General features: G+C 42.2%; 26 protein-coding genes. 25 read left to right on the forward strand and 1 reads right to left on the reverse strand.

Translation table 11 applies throughout. The annotated features are described in order from the left end of the window. Nucleotides 1-295: 295 nt before the first annotated feature. Nucleotides 296-442 (forward strand): flagellin, encoded by a 147-nt coding sequence (locus AN395_RS19625; RefSeq protein ID WP_235576571.1) that lies wholly within the window; start codon nt 296-298, stop codon nt 440-442. 141 nt (nt 443-583) lie between these two features. After that, nucleotides 584-2,020 carry a sigma-54 dependent transcriptional regulator gene (locus AN395_RS10645; RefSeq protein WP_054982994.1) on the forward strand — a complete coding sequence of 479 codons (1,437 nt, stop codon included), beginning with the start codon at nt 584-586 and terminating at the stop codon, nt 2,018-2,020. Between the two features lie 286 nt (nt 2,021-2,306). On the opposite strand, the gene AN395_RS10650 is transcribed toward AN395_RS10645, so the two are convergent. Then, the gene (locus tag AN395_RS10650; RefSeq protein WP_054982995.1) at nt 2,307-2,903 is read right to left on the reverse strand and encodes a DNA-3-methyladenine glycosylase I; all 597 of its coding nucleotides are present in this window, start codon (nt 2,901-2,903) and stop codon (nt 2,307-2,309) included. Nucleotides 2,904-3,035: 132 nt separating this feature from the next. On the opposite strand from AN395_RS10650, the gene AN395_RS10655 reads away from it, so the two are divergent. The 23 genes from AN395_RS10655 to AN395_RS10765 all read left to right on the forward strand — a co-directional run bounded on the left by AN395_RS10655 (nt 3,036) and on the right by AN395_RS10765 (nt 25,603). Continuing rightward, nucleotides 3,036-4,148 (forward strand): PAS domain-containing sensor histidine kinase, encoded by a 1,113-nt coding sequence (locus tag AN395_RS10655; RefSeq protein WP_024032324.1) that lies wholly within the window; start codon nt 3,036-3,038, stop codon nt 4,146-4,148. Beyond that, nucleotides 4,145-5,569: a sigma-54 dependent transcriptional regulator gene (locus AN395_RS10660; protein ID WP_054982996.1), complete on the forward strand. Its 1,425-nt coding sequence runs from the start codon at nt 4,145-4,147 to the stop codon at nt 5,567-5,569. Before AN395_RS10655 ends, AN395_RS10660 begins: the two co-directional genes overlap by 4 nt. A gap of 172 nt (nt 5,570-5,741) precedes the next feature. Continuing rightward, entirely contained in the window at nt 5,742-6,074 is a 333-nt protein-coding gene (gene fliE / locus AN395_RS10665; protein WP_004588289.1) for a flagellar hook-basal body complex protein FliE, read from the forward strand. A 20-nt stretch (nt 6,075-6,094) separates the two neighbouring features. Continuing rightward, nucleotides 6,095-7,810, forward strand: coding sequence for a flagellar basal-body MS-ring/collar protein FliF (gene fliF / locus AN395_RS10670; RefSeq protein WP_054982997.1), 1,716 nt, complete (start codon nt 6,095-6,097; stop codon nt 7,808-7,810). Continuing rightward, nucleotides 7,803-8,843 carry a flagellar motor switch protein FliG gene (gene fliG / locus AN395_RS10675; RefSeq protein ID WP_004588291.1) on the forward strand — a complete coding sequence of 347 codons (1,041 nt, stop codon included), beginning with the start codon at nt 7,803-7,805 and terminating at the stop codon, nt 8,841-8,843. The genes fliF and fliG overlap by 8 nt, the downstream gene beginning before the upstream one ends. A 3-nt stretch (nt 8,844-8,846) precedes the next feature. Next, nucleotides 8,847-9,656, forward strand: coding sequence for a flagellar assembly protein FliH (fliH, locus tag AN395_RS10680; RefSeq protein ID WP_024032320.1), 810 nt, complete (start codon nt 8,847-8,849; stop codon nt 9,654-9,656). 18 nt (nt 9,657-9,674) lie between these two features. Next, a complete protein-coding gene (gene fliI / locus AN395_RS10685) occupies nt 9,675-11,009 on the forward strand; it encodes a flagellar protein export ATPase FliI (RefSeq protein ID WP_054982998.1) in 1,335 nt (444 codons plus the stop codon). Further along, nucleotides 11,009-11,455, forward strand: coding sequence for a flagellar export protein FliJ (fliJ, locus tag AN395_RS10690; RefSeq protein WP_004588294.1), 447 nt, complete (start codon nt 11,009-11,011; stop codon nt 11,453-11,455). The genes fliI and fliJ overlap by 1 nt, the downstream gene beginning before the upstream one ends. Before the next feature lie 89 nt (nt 11,456-11,544). Continuing rightward, nucleotides 11,545-13,530: a flagellar hook-length control protein FliK gene (locus AN395_RS10695; protein WP_054982999.1), complete on the forward strand. Its 1,986-nt coding sequence runs from the start codon at nt 11,545-11,547 to the stop codon at nt 13,528-13,530. Nucleotides 13,531-13,587: 57 nt separating this feature from the next. Next, the gene (gene fliL, locus AN395_RS10700; protein WP_004588296.1) at nt 13,588-14,121 is read left to right on the forward strand and encodes a flagellar basal body-associated protein FliL; all 534 of its coding nucleotides are present in this window, start codon (nt 13,588-13,590) and stop codon (nt 14,119-14,121) included. A 9-nt stretch (nt 14,122-14,130) separates the two neighbouring features. Next, a complete protein-coding gene (fliM, locus tag AN395_RS10705; RefSeq protein WP_054983000.1) occupies nt 14,131-15,222 on the forward strand; it encodes a flagellar motor switch protein FliM in 1,092 nt (363 codons plus the stop codon). Nucleotides 15,223-15,242: 20 nt separating this feature from the next. Beyond that, nucleotides 15,243-15,641 carry a flagellar motor switch protein FliN gene (gene fliN / locus AN395_RS10710; protein ID WP_004588298.1) on the forward strand — a complete coding sequence of 133 codons (399 nt, stop codon included), beginning with the start codon at nt 15,243-15,245 and terminating at the stop codon, nt 15,639-15,641. Next, the gene (gene fliO / locus AN395_RS10715) at nt 15,638-16,021 is read left to right on the forward strand and encodes a flagellar biosynthetic protein FliO (protein ID WP_004588299.1); all 384 of its coding nucleotides are present in this window, start codon (nt 15,638-15,640) and stop codon (nt 16,019-16,021) included. The genes fliN and fliO overlap by 4 nt, the downstream gene beginning before the upstream one ends. 4 nt (nt 16,022-16,025) lie before the next feature. Beyond that, nucleotides 16,026-16,769, forward strand: coding sequence for a flagellar type III secretion system pore protein FliP (gene fliP / locus AN395_RS10720; protein WP_024032315.1), 744 nt, complete (start codon nt 16,026-16,028; stop codon nt 16,767-16,769). 42 nt (nt 16,770-16,811) lie between these two features. Continuing rightward, nucleotides 16,812-17,081: a flagellar biosynthesis protein FliQ gene (fliQ, locus tag AN395_RS10725; protein WP_004588301.1), complete on the forward strand. Its 270-nt coding sequence runs from the start codon at nt 16,812-16,814 to the stop codon at nt 17,079-17,081. Nucleotides 17,082-17,083: 2 nt separating this feature from the next. Continuing rightward, on the forward strand, nt 17,084-17,863 hold the full coding sequence (fliR, locus tag AN395_RS10730) for a flagellar biosynthetic protein FliR (RefSeq protein ID WP_054983001.1): 780 nt from the start codon (nt 17,084-17,086) through the stop codon (nt 17,861-17,863). Between the two features lie 8 nt (nt 17,864-17,871). Further along, a complete protein-coding gene (gene flhB, locus AN395_RS10735; RefSeq protein WP_054983002.1) occupies nt 17,872-19,005 on the forward strand; it encodes a flagellar biosynthesis protein FlhB in 1,134 nt (377 codons plus the stop codon). A 190-nt stretch (nt 19,006-19,195) separates the two neighbouring features. Further along, nucleotides 19,196-21,307, forward strand: coding sequence for a flagellar biosynthesis protein FlhA (gene flhA, locus AN395_RS10740; RefSeq protein WP_024032312.1), 2,112 nt, complete (start codon nt 19,196-19,198; stop codon nt 21,305-21,307). Nucleotides 21,308-21,329: 22 nt separating this feature from the next. Continuing rightward, the gene (flhF, locus tag AN395_RS10745; RefSeq protein ID WP_024032311.1) at nt 21,330-22,805 is read left to right on the forward strand and encodes a flagellar biosynthesis protein FlhF; all 1,476 of its coding nucleotides are present in this window, start codon (nt 21,330-21,332) and stop codon (nt 22,803-22,805) included. Continuing rightward, nucleotides 22,798-23,658 (forward strand): MinD/ParA family protein, encoded by an 861-nt coding sequence (locus AN395_RS10750; RefSeq protein WP_054983003.1) that lies wholly within the window; start codon nt 22,798-22,800, stop codon nt 23,656-23,658. The genes flhF and AN395_RS10750 overlap by 8 nt, the downstream gene beginning before the upstream one ends. 26 nt (nt 23,659-23,684) lie before the next feature. After that, the gene (locus AN395_RS10755) at nt 23,685-24,395 is read left to right on the forward strand and encodes an RNA polymerase sigma factor FliA (protein ID WP_024032309.1); all 711 of its coding nucleotides are present in this window, start codon (nt 23,685-23,687) and stop codon (nt 24,393-24,395) included. A gap of 41 nt (nt 24,396-24,436) precedes the next feature. After that, entirely contained in the window at nt 24,437-24,820 is a 384-nt protein-coding gene (gene cheY / locus AN395_RS10760; protein ID WP_004588308.1) for a chemotaxis response regulator CheY, read from the forward strand. 15 nt (nt 24,821-24,835) lie between these two features. After that, nucleotides 24,836-25,603 (forward strand): protein phosphatase CheZ, encoded by a 768-nt coding sequence (locus AN395_RS10765; RefSeq protein ID WP_054983004.1) that lies wholly within the window; start codon nt 24,836-24,838, stop codon nt 25,601-25,603.

The raw sequence follows: 25,603 nt of genomic DNA on the forward strand, positions 1-25,603 counted from the left end.
CAAATTCTCAGTAATTTAACTATTAACTAATACACAAGCAAGTCAGATGCCAAGTTAATTTATCTAAACCATGGTACAAAGTATAAAATTTGGCAAATTAAGCTATAAATTAAGCAATCGGTTTGTAGGTGGCAGCCATGAATATTCAATCACTTTCCACAAGTCGAACAGGATCTCAAGTTGTCGTTGATATTAGACCAAGCAGCAGAGGAAATTAACGCAAAGGGCTGAGTTAGGCGTTTTTTAAAACAACTTAGAAAGTACGATAAAAGGTTTAGGTGACCAGCGAGAGAGCATTGCTGCGAGCCAAAGCCGAATAGAAGATACTGACTATGCAAAAGCTTTGTCTGATCAAGTAGCTAATGACATTTTATCGCAAGCATCGATTGCCTTGCGTGGTCAGGAAAATCGTTCAGCCGAATCTATATTAGGTTTACTTTAATTCTTTAGCATTAAATTTTAGTGCTAAGTGACTATTTTTTGGCGTTTATGTCAAAAAACCGCCGCTATTACTTGCATCCATTCAGATCTCGCTTACAATTTAGCTAATATAATAAATTAGTGAAATTATGGCTCGCTAACTATGATCTTGATTTTAGATAATAATAATAACCGTGCAATAGGATTAAATGCATCGCTTACCTTTATTGGGGAAGCTGTGCAGTTGCTTGATGAAAGTGATTTTGAGCAAGTATCTAGTAAGTATCAACAACAAGAATGCATTGTTATTTTAGGTGCATTGCAAGGCTTAGATCATGAAAGCTTAATTAAGCGTTTTCCAACCCTGCCTTTTTTACTGATTGGTGAAACACTCAAGCCCTTATTAAGTATTGCTAATGTAGTGGGCTTAATTTGTGAGCCGTTTAATCACGAAGTAACCACACAGTTATTACACGACTGCCAACAGTACCAACGTATGTTGCCTGGTAGCCACAAGCAGCATAAACCACACAAAACATTTGATGGTTTAGTTGGCGAAACCGATGCTGTTAAAAACGTACGCTTTTTAATTGAGCAGGTGGCTAAAACCGATGCAAACGTGCTTATTTTAGGTGAGTCGGGTACAGGTAAAGAGGTGGTTGCGCGTAACGTCCATTTATTATCTAAACGCAATACGGGGCCATTTGTACCAGTAAACTGTGGTGCCATACCTGGAGAGTTGCTAGAAAGCGAACTATTCGGTCACGAAAAAGGGGCATTTACCGGCGCTATTTCTGCACGTAAAGGGCGCTTTGAATTAGCGCAAGGCGGTACGCTATTTTTAGATGAAATTGGCGATATGCCGCTGCAAATGCAAGTTAAGCTATTGCGGGTATTACAAGAGCGCAGCTACGAGCGTGTAGGTGGCACCAAAGCTATTCAAGCAGATGTACGGGTGATTGCCGCTACTCATCGCAACCTTGAGGAAATGATTGAAAAGGGCAGCTTTAGGGAAGATTTATATTACCGTTTAAACGTGTTTCCTATTGAAAACCCGTCACTTAATGAACGTGCTGACGACATACCTTTATTACTTAAAGAGCTAATGCGCCGTGTTAATGAGCAAAGTGGTACGTCGGCTAAATTTACAGAGCGCGCGGTTGAGAGCCTCAAAGAACATGCTTGGCCTGGTAATATCCGAGAGCTTGCTAATTTAGTGGAGCGCATGGTGATTATGTTCCCTGAAAAAGTAGTGGATGTACCCGATTTACCCAATAAATATCGCTACATCGAGGTAGACGCATACGAGCCAGAATACCCTGAAGAGCTACTTGAAAAAGATGCCTTTAACGATATTTTTAGCTCAGGCTTTAGCGATTATGATAATGAACCAGAGCCTGAATTTAGCCAACCGGGATCTGGCGTATTACCCGAAGAGGGCATAGAGCTTAAAGATTATTTAGCAGAGCTTGAAATAAGCTTAATTACCCAAGCGTTAGAGCGTTTTGATTACGTTGTTGCGCGCGCCGCAGAAATATTAGGTGTAAGGCGTACAACGCTTGTTGAAAAAATGAAAAAGTACAATCTTTCACGAGATTAGCAGTATGCAAATGGTGAAAGACTTTTCGTTATTTATTATTCATTTTTGAGGAGTTAATTTACGGGCTTTGCCCGTCACGCAAGCAAGCTTCGCGTTTACAAGGTAAACGCAAACTTAAACTTTGGCGGTAGACGCGAAGCTTGCTCGCGTAAAAAGCGCAGCTTTTAATTGCTTAACCCCAAAAAAACGAGGTCAAATGAGAAACCACAATTAACTTACACGTTACTTCTCTAAAGCGAAGCGTCTCTTCACCTTTTTATGAACAGATCACTTTTATGGTGATAAATCACTTATCAACCATAGCCTTTATAATTTCTTTTTTTCTAAAACAATCATTACTATGATCGTTAACCATGCCACAGGCCTGCATATGTGCGTATACCGTTGTAGGGCCCAAAAATTTAAAACCTCGTTTTTTTAAATCCTTTGCAAACGCTTTTGACTCCTCGGTAATTGCAGGGGTGTCTTCAACACTATTTAAATCACTAATAATTGGTTTATTGCCCACAAATTGCCATTGGTAATTACTAAAGCTGCCAAATTCTTTTTGAATCTCAATAAACCGCTGAGCATTATTAACGGTGGCAGCAATTTTTAAGCGGTTACGCACAATGCTCTCATCTTGCATTAGCCGTTCTATATCATCGGCTGTAAAGTTAGCCACTTTTTGCACATTAAAATTAGCAAATGCTTTTTTATAGCCTGCGCGCTTTTTTAAAATGGTGTACCAACTTAAGCCCGCTTGCGCCGACTCGAGAGTAATAAATTCAAATAATTTCGTGTCGTCATAAAGGGGGACTCCCCATTCTTCATCATGGTATTTCACATAATCAGGCTTTGTGGCGTCGAGCCATGCACAACGGCATTTATTTTGCTCACTCATTATTATTCCTTTTAGTGTGCGTCATTTTTTTGTTACGCGATATTGTAAGGTAACTAAATGAAAAATATATAAAATAATATTGGTATAAATTGTGCATTCAGCCCTATATCTACATCATTAAGAGATTTGATTATGGCCCTTGCGAGTGTACTTAAACCACAGTTTATTACTGCAAAACAGTATAACCCATGTTTACTTCAAGAAGAGTACATTGGTGAATTAAGTGATTTAAGACAGCAAGCAAGTTGGCTGTCGCACTTAGTTGATACTATGCCTGCGGGTGTTGTTGTGCTTGATGGCAAAGGGCTTATTGCAAAAGCCAATCAAATCGCGATTGATATGTTAGGCGAGCCGCTCGAAGGAGAGAAGTGGTTTAACATTATTCAACGCTCTTTTCGTCCCCACCAAGATGATGGACATGAAGTGTCACTCAAAGATGGGCGACTTATAAAGCTTGATATTACTGCGCTAGCGCCAGAGCCTGGGCAATTAATATTAATGACAGATTTAACAGAAACGCGCCGTTTGCAAAAGCGCGTAGCCCATATGCAGCGCCTAAGCGCGTTAGGTAAAATGGTGGCATCGCTTGCGCATCAAGTGCGTACACCGCTCTCGGCGGCTATGTTATACGCGGCCAATTTGGGCTCTAAAAAGCTACCAGAGTCATCACGGGATAACTTTCAAACTAAGTTAATGTCGCGTTTAAAAGATTTAGAAACCCAAGTTAACGATATGCTGCTTTTTGCCAAAAGCGGCGAGCAACAAGTGGTTGAACAGGTTTCTATGCAGCAGCTTTTAAACGAGGTAAAACTAGGTGCCGATGCAATGGTGGCCTTAAATAACAGCTCGCTTGTTGTTGAGCTACCAGAGCCAGACATAGAAATTACCGGTAATAAAACCGCGCTGGCCAGTGCTATTCAAAACCTTATTCACAATAGTATTCAAATTATTGGCAGCCAAGCCCAGGTGACATTAAAAGCGCAGCGCGATAGCAGCGAACCCGATACCGTGCGTATTAGCGTATGCGATAACGGCCCTGGTGTAGAGTTGAGCCAAATAGAGAAAATTTTTGAACCGTTTTATACCACAAAAAGCCAAGGTACAGGGCTTGGGCTTGCTGTTGTAAGCTCTGTGGCTAATGCGCATCAAGGACGTGTTGAAGTGGTTAATAATGCCAATGGCGGTGCATGTTTTAGTTTATTGCTGCCTATATGCACGGCTTCAACGCAGGAGAAAACAGCATGAGTAACACAATACTAGTGGTTGAAGATGATGCAGGTTTAAGAGAAGCACTCATAGACACGTTAGAAATGTCGGGTATTGCCTGTGTTGCAGCCGATAGTGCTGAGCAAGCCATGATCCAATTAAAAAAATCTGAGTTTTCATTAGTGGTCAGCGACGTGCAAATGGGCGCGATGAGCGGCCTAGATTTGCTCAGAAGCATAAAGCTTAACTACCCGGATCTCCCCGTATTAATGATGACTGCCTATGCAACGATTGATGATGCAGTAGAGGCAATGCGCTTAGGCGCAATTGATTATATGGCTAAACCATTTGCCCCTGAGGTGCTTTTAAATATGGTTAGTCGGTATTTACCCGAAAAACCAAAAGACACTGACGGCCCAATTGTTGCCGACCCAAGCAGTATTGCGCTTTTAGAACTGGCGAGCAAAGTGGCGCGCTCAGATGCAAGTGTTATGGTGCTAGGCCCTAGTGGCTCTGGTAAAGAAGTGTTAGCGCGCTACATTCACGATAAATCAAACCGATGCGATGCGCCTTTTGTGGCAATAAACTGTGCGGCTATTCCCGAAAACATGCTTGAAGCCACTTTATTTGGCTACGAAAAAGGCGCGTTTACTGGTGCAATACAAGCATGCCCAGGTAAATTTGAACAAGCCCAAGGTGGCACCATATTACTTGATGAAATAACCGAAATGGACTTAGGGCTGCAAGCTAAGCTGTTACGGGTATTGCAAGAGCGTGAAGTTGAGCGTTTAGGTGCCCGAAAAACAATTTCACTCGACGTAAGAGTACTCGCAACCAGTAACCGCGACCTAAAAGAAGCCGTTGCAGATAACCAATTTAGAGAAGACTTATATTATCGCTTAAATGTATTTCCCCTAATGTGGCGACCGCTCTGTGAGCGCCCAGGCGATATAATAGTATTGGCTAAGCATTTAATAGAGCGCCATTTAGTTAAAAGTAAAGAGCCGTTAGCAACGCTTGATAGTGCCGCTGAACAAAAATTACTAAGCCATGCATGGCCTGGTAATGTACGCGAGCTTGATAACGTAATTCAACGTGCGCTTATTTTGCGAACGGGCAATGTAATTGGCAAACAGGCTATTTTTATTGAAAACTTAATGCAAGCGCCAATTAACAGTACGCCTACACAGGAGATAGCGGCTGAACAAGCGAACACTCCCAGTGGCGCGTATTATGATGACAAAATAACGCCTGCAGAGGTGAGTGGCTCACTGCCTAGTGTTGATACTGGCAGCTATAAAGATGAGCTAAAAGATAAAGAGCATAAAATAATATTAGAAACCCTAGCGCGCTGCCAAGGCAAACGTAAAGATGTTGCACAAACACTTGGGATCAGTCCGCGTACTTTACGTTATAAGCTAGCGCAAATGCGCGATTTAGGTATTTCGCTGCCCGCATAACTTTATCCCTTTCTTCTATATAACCCTAAACTAACCACGCTTAGTTTAGGGTTGTCAAATCTCTGACTCTCAAAAATAATGGTTAACCTTATGTAATTAAAGGTTTATTTTTGTGGCACACTTTGTGCTTTATTCCCTTTATGAACGTTAACTGCATTTGCCAGAGAAAATTATGAAAATTCAAAACAGCGCGCTATTTCAAGAAATGCAATCAATGGCTTTAGAAGCAGGCCATACAAATCAAATCAATAAGCTACCTACTCAAGCTCAGCCGACATCGTCTGCTCAATTTGGTGACTTACTAAGTGATGCATTAAACACGGTTAATGGCTTACAACAAGATGCCAAACAAAAAGTAGTGGCTGTTGAAATGGGTGATAGAAGTGTATCGCTTGCTGAGGCAATGATTGCCTCACAAAAATCGTCAGTGGCATTTGAGGCTACAGTACAAGTAAGAAATAAACTTGTTGAGTCATACCAAGAAATTATGAACATGCCTGTTTAAGTAGGTAGTGGAGAATTATTGTGGCGCAATCTAATCAATCAACAGATCTTGCTCTTGCTGGCGGCGGTATTGACCAAAGCGAAGATAACGAGCAACAAGAACAAAAGTCGGGCTACTTAAGCGCCTTAAATGGTGTTGATGTGCTTCGCCAAGTTACCCTTATTATTGCGCTGGCTATTTGTTTAGCTATTGCCATATTTGTGATTATTTGGGCACGTCAGCCAGACATGCGTCCGCTGGGTAAAATGCCAACAGAAGAGCTGATCCAAACCCTTGATTTTTTAGATGCACAAAAAATTGACTACGAGCTAGATGGCAACGTAATTTCGGTTGATGAAAGCGAGTATCAAAACATTAAATTGCTAATGGCCCGTGAAGGCCTAGAGCAAGGTCCTACCTCAGGCACCGACATCATAATGCAAGATATGGGCTTTGGTGTTAGTCAACGGTTAGAGCGTGAACGTTTAAAACATGGCCGCGAGCAACAACTTGCCCGCACCATAGAAGAATTAAACAACGTAACACGCGCTAAAGTTTTATTAGCCATTCCAAAAGAAAACGTATTTGCACGCAGAGAGAAAAAGCCATCAGCCACAGTGGTATTGACTCTTAAGCGCGGCAGAATGCTTGATGGCGAAGAAATTGACTCAGTGGTTGATATGATTGCCTCTGCAGTACAAGGGCTTGAGCCTTCACGTGTAACGGTAACAGATCAAAACGGCCGCTTACTTAATTCAGGCTCGCAAGACTCATTAGCAGCACGCTCTCGTAAAGAGTACGACATTGAAAGAAAGCGTGAGCAAGAGTATTTAGAAAAAATAGACAGTATTCTTATTCCTGTAGTTGGCTTGGGTAACTACACGGCGCAAGTTGATTTAAATATGGACTTTAGCTCAGTAGAAGAAACACAAAAGCGCTACAACCCAGACTTACCAGCAGTAAGAAGCGAAACCACATTTGAAGAGAACAACATTGGTGGCTTAGCGGTAGGTATTCCTGGGGCACTCACTAATCAACCACCTATAAATTCAACTATTCCAGAAGTGGCAGGTCAAGGCAATGCTGGTACAGCAACGAACCCAAGCCGAGTGCATAAAGAGGCTACACGTAACTTTGAGCTAGACACCACCATTTCGCATAAGCGCCAACAAACAGGGGTTATTCGCAGAATTAGCGTCTCGGTTGCCGTTGATTATGTGCCAAAAGTAGGTGAAAACGGCGAAACAACCATGGCGCCGCGATCGGTAGAGGCTTTGTCAAATATACGTCGCCTATTACAAGGTGGGGTAGGCTTTGATATGCAACGCGGCGATGCATTAGAGGTGGTAACTGTGCCATTTGTTCGCGAAGCAGTTGATTTAGATTTAGAAGTACCGCTGTGGGAGCAGGACTGGTTTATGAAAATCGTCCGCTTAGTACTGGGTGCGCTGGTTATTATTGTGCTTATTATGGCAGTTGTTAAGCCTATGCTTAAACGCTTAATATACCCAGATGATACGCTCGAAGAGTACGATGAAGATGCATTAAGCTCTGGGGTTGATATTGGCGATAGCACGCTAGATATGCTAAATAAAGACTTTGATTCTGCTTCTGTAGGCTTCTCAAGCGATGGTACACTACAGCTGCCAGATTTACATGGCGACGAAGATTTGCTTAAAGCGGTAAGAGCACTTGTAGCGAACGAACCTGAACTCTCATCACAAGTAGTGAAAGCGTGGTTAACAGAAGATGACTGATCAAGAACAAAAACAACTCCCGCCAGCGTTTGATGTTGACAAGTTAGATGGCGTAGATAAAGCCGCAATTCTTTTATTGAGCTTATCTGAAGAAGATGCAGCGCAAATACTTAAACACTTAGAGCCTAAGCAAGTGCAAAAAGTGGGTATGGCAATGGCTGCGCTAGATGACTTGTCACAATCTAAAATAAGCGCAGTTCACAATTTATTTATAGAACAAATACAAAGCTTTAGTACAATTGGCTTCCAGTCAGAAGACTTTATTAAAAAGGCGCTAACCGCCGCATTAGGTGAAGATAAAGCAGCAAGTTTAATAGACCAAATTGTAATGGGCTCGGGCGCTAAAGGCTTAGATTCACTTAAATGGATGGACTCAAAGCAAGTTGCCAATATTATTCGTAATGAGCACCCGCAAATTCAAACTATTGTTTTATCGTATTTAGAGCCTGAGCAATCTGCAGAAATCCTAGCGCAATTTCCTGAAAAAGTGCGCCTAGATTTAACTATGCGTATTGCTAATCTTGAAGAAGTGCAACCTGCAGCATTGCAAGAACTTAACGAGATTATGGAAAAACAATTTGCCGGCCAAGCAGGCGCACAAGCCGCTAAAATGGGTGGCTTAAAAGCCGCGGCAGATATAATGAACTACCTAGATACAAATGTAGAAGGGCAGTTGATGGACTCTATTCGTGAACACGATGAAGAAATGTCTCAGCAAATTCAAGATCTTATGTTTGTGTTTGAAAACCTTATGGATGTGGATGACCGCGGTATTCAAGCCATATTGCGTGAGGTACAGCAAGACGTACTAATGAAAGCAATTAAAGGGACTGACGAAGCGCTTAAAGATAAAATTTTGGGTAATATGTCTAAACGTGCAGCCGAAATGCTTGCCGATGACTTAGAAGCAATGGCACCAGTTAGAATAAGTGAAGTAGAAGCTGCCCAAAAAGAAGTGCTTTCTACAGCAAGGCGTCTATCTGACTCGGGTGAGATTCAGTTAGGCGGCGGTGGTGGCGAGGAGTTCCTATAAGCTATGTCTAAATTAAAAGGTCGCCCTTTACATGCAGATGAAGCTGATGAGCTTTTAAAAAACTGGCCAATACCTGATGTTGCTCCTGATGAGCGCAGTTTTGGCAATCGTTCAACGGCTTTTGGCACACCGCTTTCTGATTTGTATAAAAAAGAAGTTGAAGAAGAAGCAGTAGAAGACACTCAGCCGCAAGAGCCTGAACTGCCTTCGTTAACTATGGCTGAGCTTGAGCGCATTAGGCAAGATGCTTATGAGGAAGGCTTAAAGCAAGGGCACGAACAAGGCTACATAGATGGCTTTGAAAAAGGGGTTGGTGAGGGCAAAGAAGCAGGTTACAAAGAAGGCGTAGAGCTTGGTAAAACACAAGGCCAAGAAGACGTTAAGCCGTTAATAGAAGAGCAGTTAACCAGCTTGCGTAGCATAATCGACAACCTCAGCGCTCCGCTTGATAAAGTGGACGAACTGGCAGAAAAGCACTTAGTGCAATTAGCGATTATGCTGGCAGAAGCTATAACCTATCAAGAAATTAAAACATCGCCCGATGTTATTTTACATACGCTTAAAAAAAGCATAGATGCATTAAATACTGAGCAAGAAAAAGTTCGTGTGCATTTAAACCCAGATGACTTAGAACTGGTAAAGCAAAGCTATGGTGAGCAAACTATTGCAGATAATAATTGGCAACTAATTGCAGAACCCACACTCGAGCGCGGCGGTTGCGAAGTTAAAACGCCACAATCGTCTTTAGATATGACCCTAAAAACCCGTGTCAAAGAAACGTTGGATAGCTTTTTGCATAATAGCGGTATCTAATCTTTTTTGTGGCGTGTTATGGCAGCTCAACGTGCACCTCTAAGCGAACGCTTAAATCAATACCAACAACATATTGCAGCGTTTAAACCTGCTGTAGCGGGTATTTTAACCCGAGTAGTCGGTTTAACCCTTGAGGCGAAAGGGCTACGTGCGCCTGTAGGCAGCCAATGCAAAATAGAAACTATGTCAGGGTTTGTAGATGCTGAGGTGGTGGGCTTTAGTGAGCAAACCCTTTACTTAATGCCTAATGACCACATTTCCGGTGTGTTACCCGGTGCGCGTGTTATTCCACAAGTAAATGATACCGGCTTGCCCGTTGGTATGAGCCTACTGGGCCGCGTTGTGGATGGCTTAGGCCGCCCGCTTGACGGCCTGGGAAAAATTAACGCCGAACACTATTTAAAGTTTGCACAAAACCCCATAAACCCCCTCGCTAGAAGACCAATCAGCCAACCTATGGACGTAGGTGTACGGGCTATAAACTCAGTTATTACTGTAGGGCAAGGCCAGCGTATGGGTTTGTTTGCAGGCTCTGGTGTTGGTAAATCGGTCCTCTTAGGTATGATGACCCGCGGCAGTGAAGCCGATGTTATTGTGGTTGGCCTAGTGGGTGAGCGTGGCCGTGAGGTAAAAGAATTTATTGAAGAGATACTCGGTGTAGAAGGGCGCAAACGCTCTGTTGTGGTAGCTGCTCCTGCTGATGCATCGCCTCTTATGCGCTTAAAAGGCTGTGAAAGCGCGGTGACCATTGCTGAGTACTTTCGTGATCAAGGTTTAAACGTATTGTTATTGCTTGATTCAGTAACACGTTACGCTATGGCGCAACGCGAAATAGCGCTAGCGGTTGGCGAACCTCCTGCAACAAAAGGGTATCCGCCTTCTGTATTTGCTAAATTACCGGCGCTGGTGGAGCGAGCGGGTAATGGCGGCGAAGGGCAAGGGTCTATCACTGCGTTTTTTACAGTCCTTAGTGAGGGCGATGATATGCAAGACCCAATAGCCGATGCTGCACGTGCTATTTTAGATGGGCATATTGTACTTTCGCGTGACTTAGCCGATAGCGGTCATTACCCCGCGATAGATATCGAAAAATCAATTTCTCGTGTTATGCCGCAAGTTGTGTCTGAGCCTCATATGCAGCAGGCCCGCGTATTAAAACAAGTGTATTCAATGTATCAGCAAAATAAAGATATGATCACCTTAGGTGCGTATCAAAAAGGGGCTGACCAAATGCTTGATCAAGCTATAAATATGATGCCGCGCGTAAATGCGTTTTTACAGCAAGGTATGCGCGATGTAATAAGTTACGATGATGGTTTACATGGCCTAGCCCAATTACTAGGACAAGCATAATGGCAAAAAATAAGCTCGATTTACTGCTTAAGCTCGAAAACGACAAAGAAGAAAATCTGCGCATGAGCTACTTACAAGCCAATCAAAATTTACAAGCTAACCAACAAAAGCTGCAAGGGTTAAATAACTTTAGATTAGAATACTCTCAGCAATTACATGTGAAAGGAAAGTCCGGTTTATCAAGCGCGGGCTTTGGCCAGTACCATGCCTTTATAGCAAAAATTGAAGAAGCGATTCGCCAGCAAGCCAGTACGGTCAATACCGCTAAGCAAGTTGTAACACAGCGTAAAGCTTTGTGGTTAAAGCAACAGGTAAAAGCAAAAGCCGTAGCAAAATTAATTGAAAAACAAAACCTAAAAGCAGCGGCGTTAATGGCAAAGAGTGAGCAAAAAATGCTGGACGAGTTTTCTGCTAATCAATTTTTTCAGCGCCGTAAAAGTTTATAACTTTGGCGCGTTTATTGCTTTATTGGTAGGTGGTAATTAATTTTGGCAAAGTGCGGTGGCAACTTGCCGCAGTGCTGTGTAGGTGAATTATGGCAATAAACGATATTTCAATGTTGGCAACAGCTGAAAAAGACTCTTTTTTAGCATTTAAAGACAATAACTTACCTGCAGGTAACGAATCTGGTGATGCTTTTTTAAGCCAGCTACAAGATGCAGACAAACCCTTTGTATCGCCTGCTAATTCTGAGGCTCCTAGCCAAACAGGCTCTTTGTTGCCAACAGATGATAAGCAGCTAGCCAATAGCAAAAAACCGACAGCTTCATCAAGTGATGACACGCAAGATACGTTATTATCTGGCGATAGCGTTTTAGCACAAATAAACTCCTCGCAAGTGATTGATGTAAGTGTAAAAAAACATGGCAGTAGCGATAATGATTTTAGCGATTTAAGTGCTAAAAAGAGTGATAAAAGTGTCAGTTTTTTAGCTTCGCAATTAGGTGAAACTGATGAAGCCGATGCCATAACGACTAAAGCCGATGATACTCTTTTAGCTGATAATAATAGCAACGGCAAAAAAAGCGCGTTTACAAACGCCGAGCTTGAAACTAAAGCAGCTAAGCAAAGCGCTGGAGAAAATTTAGCCCCTTCTTTAAAAAATGAGAGCCTAGCAAGTAGTGCCGCTAAAAACCCAATAGCAGAAGCGGTGCAAACACAAATTAATAAAGCTAATAGCAGTGCAGCCTCTGTAAATAATGAAGGTAAAGGTGCTGAGAATACAAAAGCGCCAGGCACTGTATTAAATGCTGAAAGTGCGCTGCCTATAAGCGATGCAGACATAGAGCAATTAGCCAAAGACCTGACTCGTTCATCTACGCAATCAGAGCTATCAACTACATCTAAAGTACTCAACTCATTAAGCGAAGCGCAACGTGCACAATTAAACGAGCACGTTAAAAGCTCATTTACTGAAACCACGCCAAGTGAAAGTGATGATCGTGCAAGCTCCGTTAAACAATTACTGACAGAGTTTGTCGTACAAAACGAAAAAGTTCCAAGCACGCGCGGTGAGCTAGTTCAATCTCAGTTAAAAAACTTAAATAGCGATGAAAAGCAGGCGCTACTTAGCCAATTAAAAAGCTATGTGAGTAACGAGCAACCAACAGGTGATACGCTCAAAAAAGTAAATGAAACAATAAGCAACTTACAAACTATGCTTGATACGCAGCTTAGTGAGAGCAAAGCGCAAAGTGTGTCGAGCTCTGCTAATGCGGCTTTAAATGCGCAGCAAGCCAGTAATGCTGCAATGAATGCGAATACACCGCAAAATAAAGCCATAATTAATGCTGAAGCACACTCTAGCATTGAGCAAGACGGTGTAAATCCAGATGACTTCAACGCCCTAGAGGCTGAGCAGGAAAGCTTACTTAAAGAGCCTAAAACAAATACTGGTTTATCGCGTGTAGCTCAGGTGTTTACGTTGATAACCGATGGCGTTAATAACACGCAGGCACAAATAAATACTCAGTATGACAACGCTCGTTATGAGCAGTCTATTTTAGAGAGCCAAGCTATACAGTCGCAGCAATTACAAAGCAGCACCGCGCAGGTTAAGCAGGTAAATATAGATGCAAGTATGATGCAGGCTATTAATATTGTTAAAAGTGATGCAGCTAAAATGCTTCAAGAGCGTGTATCTTCAATGCTAAGCATTAGCAATAAAGAAGCTGAAATTCGCTTAGATCCGCCAGAAATGGGCAGTATGCAAATTCGTATCAGAAGTGATGCTGAACAAGCACAAATAAATTTTGTGGTGCAAAACCAGCAAGCTAAAGAAGCACTTGAACAATCAATGCCGCGCTTACGTGAAATGTTAGCCGAGCAGGGAATTGATTTAGGTGAAAGTACGATTTCTTACGGGCAATCTGGTAATGAGCAAAGCGATGAAGGCGAAGGGCAATCACAAGGTCAAACGGCTAATAAAAATACACAGCAGGATAAAAATGATGAGCAAGATAGGGCTAACCCACAAAGTTCTCGACAACAAACTTCATCATCAATAGATTACTATGCCTAAGTACTGCTATTATAATAACTAAAACAAGCAAGTACCTTTGCTAAAAAAGGAATCACAATGGCCGAAGAAACAAGTTTAGAAATAGAAGAAACCGGTAAAAGCAAAAAAAAGCTGATCATAATCATAGTGGCAGTACTGCTTGTTGTTGGCGGTGGTGCAGGCTATTTTTTTATGGCGGGCGATGATGCACCCGTTGAAACATTAGATGAAGAAACAACAACCGCAGCGCAAAGCGACTCGGCTACACCTTCAGGCTCTTCAGCTGAAATGGGCAGTGCCTTGTATGTTGCTATGCCAAGACCCTTTGTGTTTAATGTACCTGGGTCAAGCAGAGATAGAATTGTACAAATAAAAGTGCAATTACTTGTGCGTGGCGATGTAAATGAAGAAACCGCTAAAAAGCACATCCCACTGATTGAAGGCACCTTGTTAAGCGTGTTTTCAACCACCACAGCTGATGAACTCAGCACCAGTGCAGGCAAAGAAACATTACGCTTTACTGCGCTTGAAAAAGTGCAAGCTGCGCTAAATGATGTTGAAGGCACTAAAGTAATTGAGCGGGTATTGTTTACCGGCTTTGTGATGCAATAAGGGGCTAGCGTGAGCGATTTATTATCCCAAGACGAAATTGATGCACTCTTACACGGCGTTGATGAAGTCGAAGAGGAAGATATACACGAAGGTGAAGACGGCGAAGGCAGTACATTACAGTACGACTTTTCTTCGCAAGATCGGATCGTGCGTGGTCGCATGCCGACCCTGGAAATTGTTAACGAGCGGTTTGCTCGTCATATGCGAATAAGCTTATTTAACATGATGCGCCGCACCGCAGAGGTGTCGATTAATGGCGTACAAATGATTAAATTTGGCGAATATATTCATACCTTATTTGTACCAACAAGTTTAAATATGGTGCGTTTTAGACCGCTAAAAGGCACTGGCCTTATCACCATGGAAGCACGTTTAGTGTTTATTTTGGTAGATAACTTTTTTGGTGGTGACGGGCGTTACCATGCCAAAATTGAAGGCCGCGAATTTACCCCTACCGAACGTAGAATCGTGCAAATGCTACTAAAAATTATCTTTGAAGATTACAAAGAAGCATGGGCACCGGTTATGGACGTGTCGTTTGAATACCTCGATTCAGAAGTAAACCCAGCAATGGCCAACATTGTGAGCCCTACTGAGGTTGTGGTTATTAGCTCTTTTCATATTGAATTAGATGGCGGTGGCGGCGATTTTCACATCGCTCTGCCGTATTCAATGCTTGAACCCATTAGAGAGCTATTAGATGCGGGTGTACAATCGGATACAGAAGACACCGATTTGCGCTGGAGCAAAGCTTTACGCGATGAAATTATGGACGTTGAGGTGGATATGTCGACTCAACTTCTTGAGGTGGATTTGTCTCTTAAACAAATAATGGAACTTAAAGCGGGCGATATTATACCGGTAGAAATGCCAGAGCATATTACGGTATTTATTGAGGAGTTACCTACATTTAGAGCTAAAATGGGTCGTTCTCGCGATAACGTTGCGCTACAAATTAGTGAAAAAATTAAACGCCCTGATTCAGTTAAATCTGAGCTGCATGTATTTACCAAAGGCGGCAAGAAAATTGATTCAGATGCAGAATTAGCAGAACTAGAAGATGATTTACACCTTTCTGACGGTGTAGACTTAGACTGGTAATTGATTAAAAGGTTAAAAGTATGAGCGATGATCAAGACACAATGGACGAATGGGCAGCAGCCCTAGCTGAAGCCGAAGGCGGTGATGAGAGCGCCGAAGCGCATGTAGCAGAGCTTGATGAACTAAGTGATGCTAAACATGAACTTAGCGGTGACGAAAAGCGTAAACTCGATACAATTTTAGATATTCCTGTGACTATTTCTATGGAAGTAGGGCGCTCTAAAATAAATATTCGTAACTTACTGCAGCTAAACCAAGGCTCTGTTGTTGAACTAGACCGCGTAGCCGGTGAACCACTGGATGTATTAGTAAATGGTACGCTCATTGCCCATGGCGAAGTGGTTGTAGTGAATGATAAATTTGGTATTCGTTTAACGGATGTTATTAGTCAGGTAGAGCGGATCAAAAAATTACGATGAGCTCCCTTGCTGCTTTAACAAACTCAGTATTTACAAAGGCAGAAACGTTAACACCTACGGCCGACATTTTGTCTATGGTGTTGTCGTTGGTTGCGGTGCTAGTACTGATTGTAGTGCTGGCATTTTTTGTTAAAAAACTTAACCCAAATTTAGCTAATAGCGAAGAATTTAAAGTGGTGCGAAGCTTACCGCTTGGCTCACGAGAGCGCTTAATGGTGGTTGAAATAGATAATGCGCAGCATTTATTAGGGGTCACCCCGCACAGTATTAACTACTTACATAAATTAGACACGCCGTTAAGTGAAAAAGAACTGCCAGAACTTGCTAAGCGATTTAGCAAACTACTAAACCCGCAAACGAATCAAAATAAAAAGAATTAACCCTATGATAAAGTGGCTGCTGATTATTTTAGCTGTGTTATTTGTACCTGCTGCAAGCAGTGCAGAGGGCATAGACGCTCTAACCATTACAACCAATGCCGACGGGACGCAAGATTACTCTGTAACCTTGCAAGTACTGGCAATTATGACGGCGCTGAGCTTTATTCCTGCTGCCATAATTATGATGACCTCGTTTACCCGAATTATTGTTGTACTGGCCATTTTGCGCCAAGCCATTGGTTTACAATCAACACCTTCAAACCAAGTTTTATTAGGGATGTCGCTTTTTTTAAGTATTTTTATTATGGCGCCTATTTATCAGCAAGTTAACGAACGTGCGATAGAACCCTATTTAAATGAACAAGTTACTTCGGTACAAGCATTAGAGCTTGCAAAGGAGCCCATGAAGGCCTTTATGCTCTCGCAGGTACGATTAAAAGACTTAGAAACGTTTGCCAAAATAGCAGGTTATGACCAGCTTGACTCGCCAGAGGCCACGCCGCTTATTGTGTTAATACCTGCATTTGTGACCAGTGAACTACAAACCGCGTTTATTATTGGTTTTATGTTCTTTATACCGTTTTTAATTGTGGATTTAGTGGTTGCCTCGGTATTAATGGCCATGGGTATGATGATGCTCTCGCCCATGATAGTGTCCTTGCCTTTTAAAATAATGTTATTTGTACTGGTCGATGGCTGGAGCCTAGTAATGGGCACGTTAGCCAAAAGCTTTGGCTTAGGGACATAAACCATGTTTTACATTCGCACTTTTAAACATTAGGAGTACAACATGGAACCAGAAATTTTTGTTGATATTCTTAGCGATGCACTGTTTTTAGTTATTAAGCTGGTATCAGCTATTGTGGTACCAGGTTTACTTGTTGGTTTAGTGGTGGCGGTGTTCCAAGCGGCAACCTCAATTAATGAACAAACCCTAAGTTTTTTACCGCGATTATTAATTACCATTGGGGCACTTATTGTAGGTGGGCATTGGCTTACTCAAGAGCTAATGGACTTTTTTACCCGCCTAGTATTACTCATTCCTGAAATTGCAGGCTAATTGTGGAATTTCCTTTTTCTGTTGTTATTCAATGGTTAAGTGATTTTTTACTGCCTTTAGTTCGCATCAGCTCTATGATCATGATTATGGCGGGCTTAGGCGCGCAAAACGTACCTACGAGCATTAAAATGGGGTTGGCGGTAGTGGTAACGTTTTTAGTTGTGCCAGCGCTGCCTCCTGCAACATTTACCAATTTATTTTCTTTTGAAATGGTGCTGGTGGTTATTCAGCAAATGTTGATAGGTGTTGCGATAGGGTTTGCCTCTACGCTAATGCTAAATACTTTTGTGCTTGCTGGGCAAATACTGGCAATGCAAACCGGTTTGGGCTTTGCCTCTGTTATAGACCCTTCAAATGGTGCGAGCGTGCCTGCAGTTGGCCAGTTTTACTTAATTTTAGCGACCTTGTTATTTTTTGTTTTTAATGGCCATTTAATGATGATTCAAATGGTGGTGCATAGTTTTTCGGTGTTGCCTATAAATGGCCAGTGGTGGGCTGTTGATCATTACTGGGACATAGTAACGTGGGGCAGCTGGATGTTTACCACTGCATTGGTATTGGCTTTAGCCCCTCTAACGGCCATGCTCATTATTAATATTTCATTTGGTATTATGACCCGCGCAGCACCGCAATTAAACATTTTCTCAATAGGTTTTCCGTTTACATTAGTTGCCGGTTTAATGATTATTTGGGCCACCTTGGGTAATTTTGTGACCCAATTTGAGTTTCAGTGGTTAAAAATGATTGAGCTAATGTGTAGCCTTGTTGGCTGTACGGAGTAGGAGGGGCAATGGCTGAAGATTCAGGACAAGAAAAAACAGAAGAACCCACCTCCAAAAAGCTCGAAGATGCTAAAAAGAAAGGCCAAATAGCACGCTCAAAAGAACTAGGTACTATGTTTGTACTTATTTTTTCTGCAATTTCGTTGCTGTTGTATGGGCCCGAAATAGGCAAAGGCTTATACAATATTATGGGCAGGATGCTGTCTTTAAATCGCAGTGAAACCTACGACACCACTAAAATGTTTGCGGTGTGGAGTGAGGTGGCCAGTGCGTTACTGTTTCCTATGGCGATGTTTGTTTTAATTATTGTTATTGCGGCATTTATAGGAAATACCTTACTCGGCGGCTTTAATTTTAGTTGGGAAGCCGCGGCACCTAAACCCAGTAAAATGTCGCCAATGAAGGGCTTTAAACGCATGTTTGGCCCACAAGCAGCGATAGAGCTTGTAAAATCTATATTGAAGTTTGCGCTGGTGGCTATTTTTGCGGTGTTTTTGATTCAAACTTTTTTTGATGAAATTTTGCATTTAAGTATTGAAAGCGCACCTAGTAATATAATTCATGCCCTTGAAATACTCTCGTGGATGTTTTTAGGGTTGTCGTGCACTTTGGTGATTATTGCCGCAATAGATGCGCCTTATCAGAGTTATAACCACAACAAACAACTTAAAATGACAATGCAGGAGATCAAAGACGAGTACAAAAACTCAGAGGGTGATCCGCAAATTAAAGCGCGAATAAGGCAAACACAAAGGCAAATGTCGCAGCGAAGAATGATGCAAGATGTCCCCGATGCCGACGTAATTGTAACCAATCCTACTCACTATTCTGTGGCGCTAAAATACGATACTGAGCGAGCAGGTGCACCGATTGTACTTGCCAAAGGGATAGATGAAATGGCTATGCAAATTCGTAAAATAGCCAAAGGTAACGAAGTACCGATTGTAGAATCTCCTATGCTTACGCGGGCGCTTTATCATACCGCCGAAATAGGCCAACAGATCCCAGATCAGCTATTTACCGCTGTCGCACAAGTTTTAGCCTATGTATTTCAGCTTAAACGGTTTAAAAAAGGGCGTGGTAAACGACCTATTCCGCTTAAGTCTAAACTGCCCATACCTGATGACTTCAAATACGATTAGAGTGTGTTGAGCTAACCACACTTTATAAATATCAACACGGGGCTGCAAATTCAAACCATAAAGCCCATACGCTCTTGTCTCTCACTTGCTTTAAATTTTGCATCAATACTCAATGAATCTATTGCTGACTCTATACTTGGAATAGTTATTGCAATTTCAGGCTAGTGTCAATTTATTGAATTGTAGAGTTATGGATTTTAAAGCGGTATTACAACAACTTAACAAAGATAAAAAAGAGTATGCCAAAGGTGTTGGCACACCGCTATTAGTACTTGCAGCGCTGGGTATGGTTATTTTACCGCTGCCGCCATTTCTTCTTGATATATTATTTTCATTTAATATTGCCCTTGCCTTAGTTGTTTTACTGGTGACTGTTTACACCATGAAACCCCTCGAATTTGGTATGTTTCCGGCGGTATTGTTAATCGCTACAATTATGCGTTTAGCCCTAAATGTTGCCAGTACACGCGTGGTGCTCCTTGAGGGTCACAACGGGGGCGATGCGGCTGGTAAGGTAATTGAAGCGTTTGGCTCAGTGGTTATTGGCGGAAACTACGCGGTAGGTTTAGTGGTGTTTTTAATTCTGATCATCATAAACTTTGTAGTAATAACCAAAGGTGCAGGGCGTATTTCTGAAGTATCGGCTCGTTTTACGTTAGACGCTATGCCGGGTAAGCAAATGGCGATTGATGCCGACTTAAACGCTGGCTTTATTAGTGCAGAGCAAGCACGTGAGCGCCGCAGTGAAGTAACCCGCGAAGCCGACTTTTACGGCTCTATGGATGGGGCGAGTAAGTTTGTAAAAGGCGATGCCATTGCCGGTATCGTGATATTAATTATTAATATTGTTGGCGGCTTATTTGTGGGCATGATCCAACACGACTTGAGCTTTAGCCGCGCAATGGAAGTATATACTTTACTTACCATTGGTGACGGCCTTGTGGCGCAGCTTCCTTCATTACTGCTCTCTATTGGTACTGCTATTGTTGTTACTCGCCAAAACGAATCACATAACATGGGTGAGCAATTTAAAGCCCAATTAGGTAACGAAAAATCATTATTTATCGCCTCAGGTATTTTAATCATTATGGGGTTGGTTCCGGGTATGCCTCATATTGCTTTTTTAAGTTTAGGCGCACTACTTGGCTACTTAGCTTACTTTACTCAGCAGCAAAAATTAAAAGCCGCTGCTCTAGCAGCCCAAGAGGCTGAAAGTGGTGCCGTTGCCGGTACTGGCGTTGCAAACAAGCAAGAGCAAAAAGAGCTTGGATGGGACGATGTACAACAAATTGACGTTATTGGCTTAGAAGTTGGCTACAGGCTTATTCCGCTTGTTGACCAATCTCAAGGTGGTGAGCTGCTCAACCGAATTAAAGGGGTGCGTAAAAAGCTATCTCAGGAGCTTGGCTTTTTAGTACCGCCTGTACATATTCGCGATAACTTAGAGTTAGACCCTAATGCGTACCGTATTACCATGATGGGGGTTTCAAGTGGTGAAGGCGAACTCAAACATGGCGATGAACTGGCCATAAACCCTGGGCAAGTATTTGGTCCTATTAAAGGGGTTGAAACCAAAGACCCAGCATTTGGCCTAGATGCGGTATGGATAAAGCCTGATCAAAAAGACGAAGCACAGTCACTAGGTTACACCGTGGTCGACTCAGCCACTGTGGTAGCCACCCACATTAGCCAGTTATTAACTAACAGTGCCGCATTATTGCTAGGGCATGAGGAGGTTCAAAACCTGCTTGATATGTTAGCTAAAAGCCATCCACGTTTAGTAGAAGGGTTAGTGCCAGAAGTACTACCACTGACAACCGTTGTAAAAGTACTGCAAAATTTATTAAACGAAGGGGTGGCTATTCGTGATATGCGCTCTATTGTTCAAACCCTTGTAGAGTACGGCCCACGTAGTCAAGATGCCGATGTTTTAACAGCTGCAGTGCGTATTTCGCTGCGCCGTTTAATAGTTCAAGACGCTGTGGGAATGTCATCAGAAATCCCTGTCATAACCTTGGCGCCTGAGTTGGAACAGATGTTGCATCAGTCATTACAAAATGCAGGCGACGAAGGTGCCGGAATAGAACCAAGCCTTGCTGAGCGACTTCAAACATCATTAAACGAAGCGCATCAGAATCAAGAAATGGCCGGAGAACCTTCAATATTGCTAACGTCAGGAATGTTACGCACTGTGTTATCTCGCTTTGTTAAGTACACCATACCGGGTTTAAGGGTGATGTCTTATCAAGAGGTACCAGATGAAAGACAGATCAAGATTGTCAGCTCAGTAGGCCAACAATAAAGATTTTAACAGGGGTTGAACCATGAAGATTAAACGTTTTTTTGCCAAAGATATGCGCACCGCACTGAAAGAAGTTAAAGATGAGCTAGGTGTTGATGCCGTTATTATGTCGAACAAAAAACTCGCTAATGGTGTAGAAATTGTTGCCGCAGTAGATTACGACAAAGCAGCCCCTAAAGCCGCAGCACAACCACAGGCAGCGCCTGCTTCGCAAAGAGCCGTGCAACAGCCTACTCATAACTTTGTAAAGCCAGAGCCTAAGCGTGCGCAACCTGAGCCACAAGCAAAAGTAGCAGATAGCTTACAAGCTTTATTAGAGCGCCAGTCGCCACGCCCTCGCTCTCCTGAGCTAGCCTCTATGTTTTCGCAATCAGGTATTGATACGTCTGAGCATTACCAAGAGCCAGCACAGCCACGTACGACAAATATGTTTGCACGCGAAAATGAAGCGCCAAAACGCATGCAAACCCAAGCAGACAGCCTAGGCTTTGATGACTTAGATCAAGACTTTGACGAGTTAGATGCGCCGGTTGCACCGCGTAGTCAAGCTAATAACAACGAAAGCGCCCAAATGAGCGCGATGCGTGATGAAATGAACGCAATTCGCCAGTTATTAGAACACCAAGTATCGGGTTTAATGCAGCAAGATATGGCACGTCGCGACCCTACACGTGCATGCATGATTGACCGTTTAGTTGGCATGGGAATAGATAAAGACGTTGCAGAGCAAATGGCGTGTTTTATTCCAGATGACGTATCGCGTCAGCAAGGTTGGAAAGCATTATTGCAAATGGTTGAAGATCAAATGCAAACCACCAATAACGAAATTCTTCGCCAAGGAGGTGTGTACGCCCTTGTTGGGCCTACTGGTGTAGGTAAAACAACCACAGTAGCTAAACTTGCCGCATTAGGCGCACAAAAGTATGGCGCCGACAAAGTTGCCCTAATCACCACTGATACATACAGAATTGGTGCTTATGAGCAGCTTGCAACATATGGTCGTATTATTGGTTGTGGTGTTAAACAAGTAAAAGATGCCAATGAATTAGCTGAAGTTTTATATCATTTACGCAATAAGCGTCTAGTATTAATTGATACAGCGGGTATGAGCCAACGTGATTTACGCCTTACAGAGCAATTAAATACGTTAATGCGCAACCAGCGAGTAGATATACGTAGTTATTTAGTATTAAGTGCCACAGCACAAATAAATGTACTGCAAGAAACCGTAAGACATTTTAAAAAGGTTCAGCTAAGCGGTTGTATTTTCACTAAGTTAGATGAATCATTAAGTTTAGGTGAGATTATTAGTATAGCGATTCAAAATCGCCTTCCAATAGGGTATCTTACTAATGGTCAGCGTGTACCAGAAGATATTCGCGTTGCAAATGCTGAAAAACTAGTAAAAAAAGCTGAGCAATTGTATTTAAAAAGAGCAAAAGCACAACATTCAAGGCACCAAGCAGTGGCGCCAAGCACAGTAGGGATGTATGATTAACACAGTATTAGATCAAGCAAGCGGCCTGCGCAAAATGAGTCAAAACAACAACAACGGCGTAAAAGTTATCGCTGTCACCGGCGGTAAAGGAGGGGTGGGTAAAACCAATGTCTCTTTAAATACTGCTATTGCTTTAGGGCAGCAGGGTAATCGTGTATTAGTATTAGATGCCGATTTAGGCCTAGCTAATTGTGATGTAATGCTAGGACTACGTGTTGAAAAAAACTTATCTCATGTCCTTTCAGGCGAGTGCGAACTTGACGAGATTTTAGTTGAAGGCCCAGGCGGTATTAAAATCGTGCCTGCTACATCAGGCTCGCAAAGTATGGTGGAGCTAACCCCATCTGAGCATGCTGGGTTAATTCGTGCCTTTAGTGAGCTTAATACCGAATTTGATATTTTAATTGTAGATACCGCCGCTGGTATTTCTGACATGGTGCTGAGTTTTTCTCGTGCAGCGCAAGATGTCATGGTGGTGGTGTGTGACGAGCCGACCTCTATTACTGATGCCTACGCGCTTATTAAAGTACTTAGCCGCGAACATGGCGTTTATAAATTTAAAATTGTTGCAAACATGGTGCGCAGTATGCGCGAGGGCCAAGAGCTTTTTGCAAAGCTCTCTAAAGTAACAGACCGCTTTTTAGATGTGTCTATGGAGCTTGTTGCGACTATTCCATATGATGAAAATATGCGTAAATCTACGCGTAAACAAAAAGTAATTGTCGATCTTTTCCCTAATTCACCAGCAGCAGTCGCGTTTAAAACATTAGCGACAAAAGCAGTAAAATGGCCTATACCTAATCAACCTTCAGGACATTTAGAGTTTTTCATTGAGAAGCTAGTAAACGGCTGATTATGACAACATCGGTGAAAAGAGCTATGGGATATCAATCAACACAAAATTTAAATGTGATTGTTGAAAAGCACGCGTCGCTTGTCAAAAAAGTGGCGTGCCATTTAATAGCTCGTCTTCCTCCTAGCGTTCAGCTTGATGACTTAATTCAATCGGGAATGATTGGCCTTATCGAGGCCTCAAAAAACTTTGACGCCAGTAAAGGGGCAAGCTTTGAAACGTTTGCTGGTATTCGTATTCGCGGCGCTATGCTTGATGAAATGCGCAGAGGGGATTGGGCACCACGTTCGGTGCACCGTAAAAGCCGATTAGTAGCCGAAACTATCACAGAATTAGAAAATAGCTTAAATAGAGAACCAAAAGATACTGAAGTAGCTGAAAAACTTGATATTTCGCTAGAAGAATACCATCATATTTTAAATGATGTTAATTCCAGTAAAGTGCTTGGTATAGAAGACCTAGGGGTAGATGAAGATGTTATTAGCCCTGCAGGTCAAGATTTAGCGCTAGACAAACCATTTAATAATGTTAAAAATGAACGGTTTAATAATTCATTGTTAGAGGCAATAAAGTCTTTACCAGAGCGAGATGCAATGGTGCTTTCTTTGTATTACAACGATGAAATGAATTTAAAAGAAATTGGGCATATACTCGATGTAAGTGAATCGCGTGTAAGTCAGATACATGGTCAGGCGATGATTAAGCTCAAAGCAAAAATCAATGACTGGATAAACTAGTAGTAAGTAAATTATAGGTTAAGACCTCACCGGAGGATGTTTTGGATAAAAACATGAAAATTCTTGTTGTTGATGATTTCTCTACAATGAGACGTATTATAAAAAATCTGTTGCGTGACCTAGGGTTCACGAATGTTCAAGAAGCTGACGATGGTTCTACAGCATTACCTATGTTGCAAAATCAGGTTTTTGACTTTGTTGTAACCGATTGGAACATGCCAGGCATGCAGGGTATTGACTTGCTAAGAGCCATTAGAGCTGACGAAAAATTAAAACATATTCCGGTTTTAATGGTGACGGCAGAAGCTAAAAAAGAACAAATAATAGCGGCAGCGCAAGCAGGTGTTAATGGCTATATTGTTAAGCCATTTACTGCTGGTACTTTGAAAACTAAATTAGAAAAAGTGTTTGAACGCTTAGGTTAATGAGAGGAGAGGCTTATGTCAGCACCAGCTGCGCCTCAAATTACTTTAGAACAAGCTCGTCAGCTCGTCGTTTTTTTAGAAAATGGTGAGCAAGATAAAGCAGATCAATTAATTTTAGATACTGCCTCTCAAGAGCAATCGCAGCTTTTTGCTGAAGTAGGTAAGTTAACACGCCAATTACACGAAGCCCTTAAAAGCTTTGAACTTGATACGCGTTTAACCGATTTAACCACTGATGCAATTCCGGATGCGAAAAAGCGCTTAAACTATGTCATGGAAATGACAGAAAATGCAGCTAATAAGACAATGGATGCGGTCGAAGCAAGCCTCCCTATTGCGCAGCAGCTAGCAGATGAAATTGCACATATTAAGCCTACTTGGGATAGGCTTATGAACCGCGAAATAGAGCTGGGCGAGTTTAAAACCTTATGCCACAGCATCGACAAGTTTATGAACAGCTCTCATCATAAAACCGATGAGTTGCAAACTTTAATGACTAATGTACTAATGGCGCAGGATTTTCAAGATTTAACCGGCCAGGTTATCCGCCGTGTAATTGAATTAGTCAGAGAAGTAGAAGAAAGTTTAATCCACCTTTTAACAGCATTTGCTGCACAAGATGACAGCATTGCTGAAAGTAAAGAACAACAAGAAACAGAAGAACAGGTTGCCGCACAAACATTAGCAGGTCCTGAAGGCCCTATTATTGATAAAGAGTCGCGAAATGATGTTGTATCTGACCAAGACGAGGTCGATGACCTATTATCAAGTTTGGGCTTCTAA

This window comes from Pseudoalteromonas sp. P1-30, assembly GCF_001400005.1.
GTDB lineage: Bacteria > Pseudomonadota > Gammaproteobacteria > Enterobacterales > Alteromonadaceae > Pseudoalteromonas > Pseudoalteromonas atlantica.

Bases quoted from the DNA above. Each gene is read 5' to 3' on its own strand.
- fliI (WP_054982998.1), top strand. From the start codon at position 9,675: ATGGCAGCTCAACGTGCACCTCTAAGCGAACGCTTAAATCAATACCAA.
- AN395_RS10695 (WP_054982999.1), top strand. From the start codon at position 11,545: ATGGCAATAAACGATATTTCAATGTTGGCAACAGCTGAAAAAGACTCT.
- AN395_RS10645 (WP_054982994.1), top strand. From the start codon at position 584: ATGATCTTGATTTTAGATAATAATAATAACCGTGCAATAGGATTAAAT.
- fliL (WP_004588296.1), top strand. From the start codon at position 13,588: ATGGCCGAAGAAACAAGTTTAGAAATAGAAGAAACCGGTAAAAGCAAA.
- fliO (WP_004588299.1), top strand. From the start codon at position 15,638: ATGAGCTCCCTTGCTGCTTTAACAAACTCAGTATTTACAAAGGCAGAA.
- flhA (WP_024032312.1), top strand. From the start codon at position 19,196: ATGGATTTTAAAGCGGTATTACAACAACTTAACAAAGATAAAAAAGAG.
- fliE (WP_004588289.1), top strand. From the start codon at position 5,742: ATGAAAATTCAAAACAGCGCGCTATTTCAAGAAATGCAATCAATGGCT.
- fliH (WP_024032320.1), top strand. From the start codon at position 8,847: ATGTCTAAATTAAAAGGTCGCCCTTTACATGCAGATGAAGCTGATGAG.
- fliQ (WP_004588301.1), top strand. From the start codon at position 16,812: ATGGAACCAGAAATTTTTGTTGATATTCTTAGCGATGCACTGTTTTTA.
- AN395_RS10765 (WP_054983004.1), top strand. From the start codon at position 24,836: ATGTCAGCACCAGCTGCGCCTCAAATTACTTTAGAACAAGCTCGTCAG.
- AN395_RS10660 (WP_054982996.1), top strand. From the start codon at position 4,145: ATGAGTAACACAATACTAGTGGTTGAAGATGATGCAGGTTTAAGAGAA.
- fliJ (WP_004588294.1), top strand. From the start codon at position 11,009: ATGGCAAAAAATAAGCTCGATTTACTGCTTAAGCTCGAAAACGACAAA.
- flhF (WP_024032311.1), top strand. From the start codon at position 21,330: ATGAAGATTAAACGTTTTTTTGCCAAAGATATGCGCACCGCACTGAAA.
- flhB (WP_054983002.1), top strand. From the start codon at position 17,872: ATGGCTGAAGATTCAGGACAAGAAAAAACAGAAGAACCCACCTCCAAA.
- fliN (WP_004588298.1), top strand. From the start codon at position 15,243: ATGAGCGATGATCAAGACACAATGGACGAATGGGCAGCAGCCCTAGCT.
- fliP (WP_024032315.1), top strand. From the start codon at position 16,026: ATGATAAAGTGGCTGCTGATTATTTTAGCTGTGTTATTTGTACCTGCT.
- AN395_RS10750 (WP_054983003.1), top strand. From the start codon at position 22,798: ATGATTAACACAGTATTAGATCAAGCAAGCGGCCTGCGCAAAATGAGT.
- AN395_RS10650 (WP_054982995.1), bottom strand. From the start codon at position 2,903: ATGAGTGAGCAAAATAAATGCCGTTGTGCATGGCTCGACGCCACAAAG.
- fliG (WP_004588291.1), top strand. From the start codon at position 7,803: ATGACTGATCAAGAACAAAAACAACTCCCGCCAGCGTTTGATGTTGAC.
- AN395_RS10655 (WP_024032324.1), top strand. From the start codon at position 3,036: ATGGCCCTTGCGAGTGTACTTAAACCACAGTTTATTACTGCAAAACAG.
- AN395_RS10755 (WP_024032309.1), top strand. From the start codon at position 23,685: ATGGGATATCAATCAACACAAAATTTAAATGTGATTGTTGAAAAGCAC.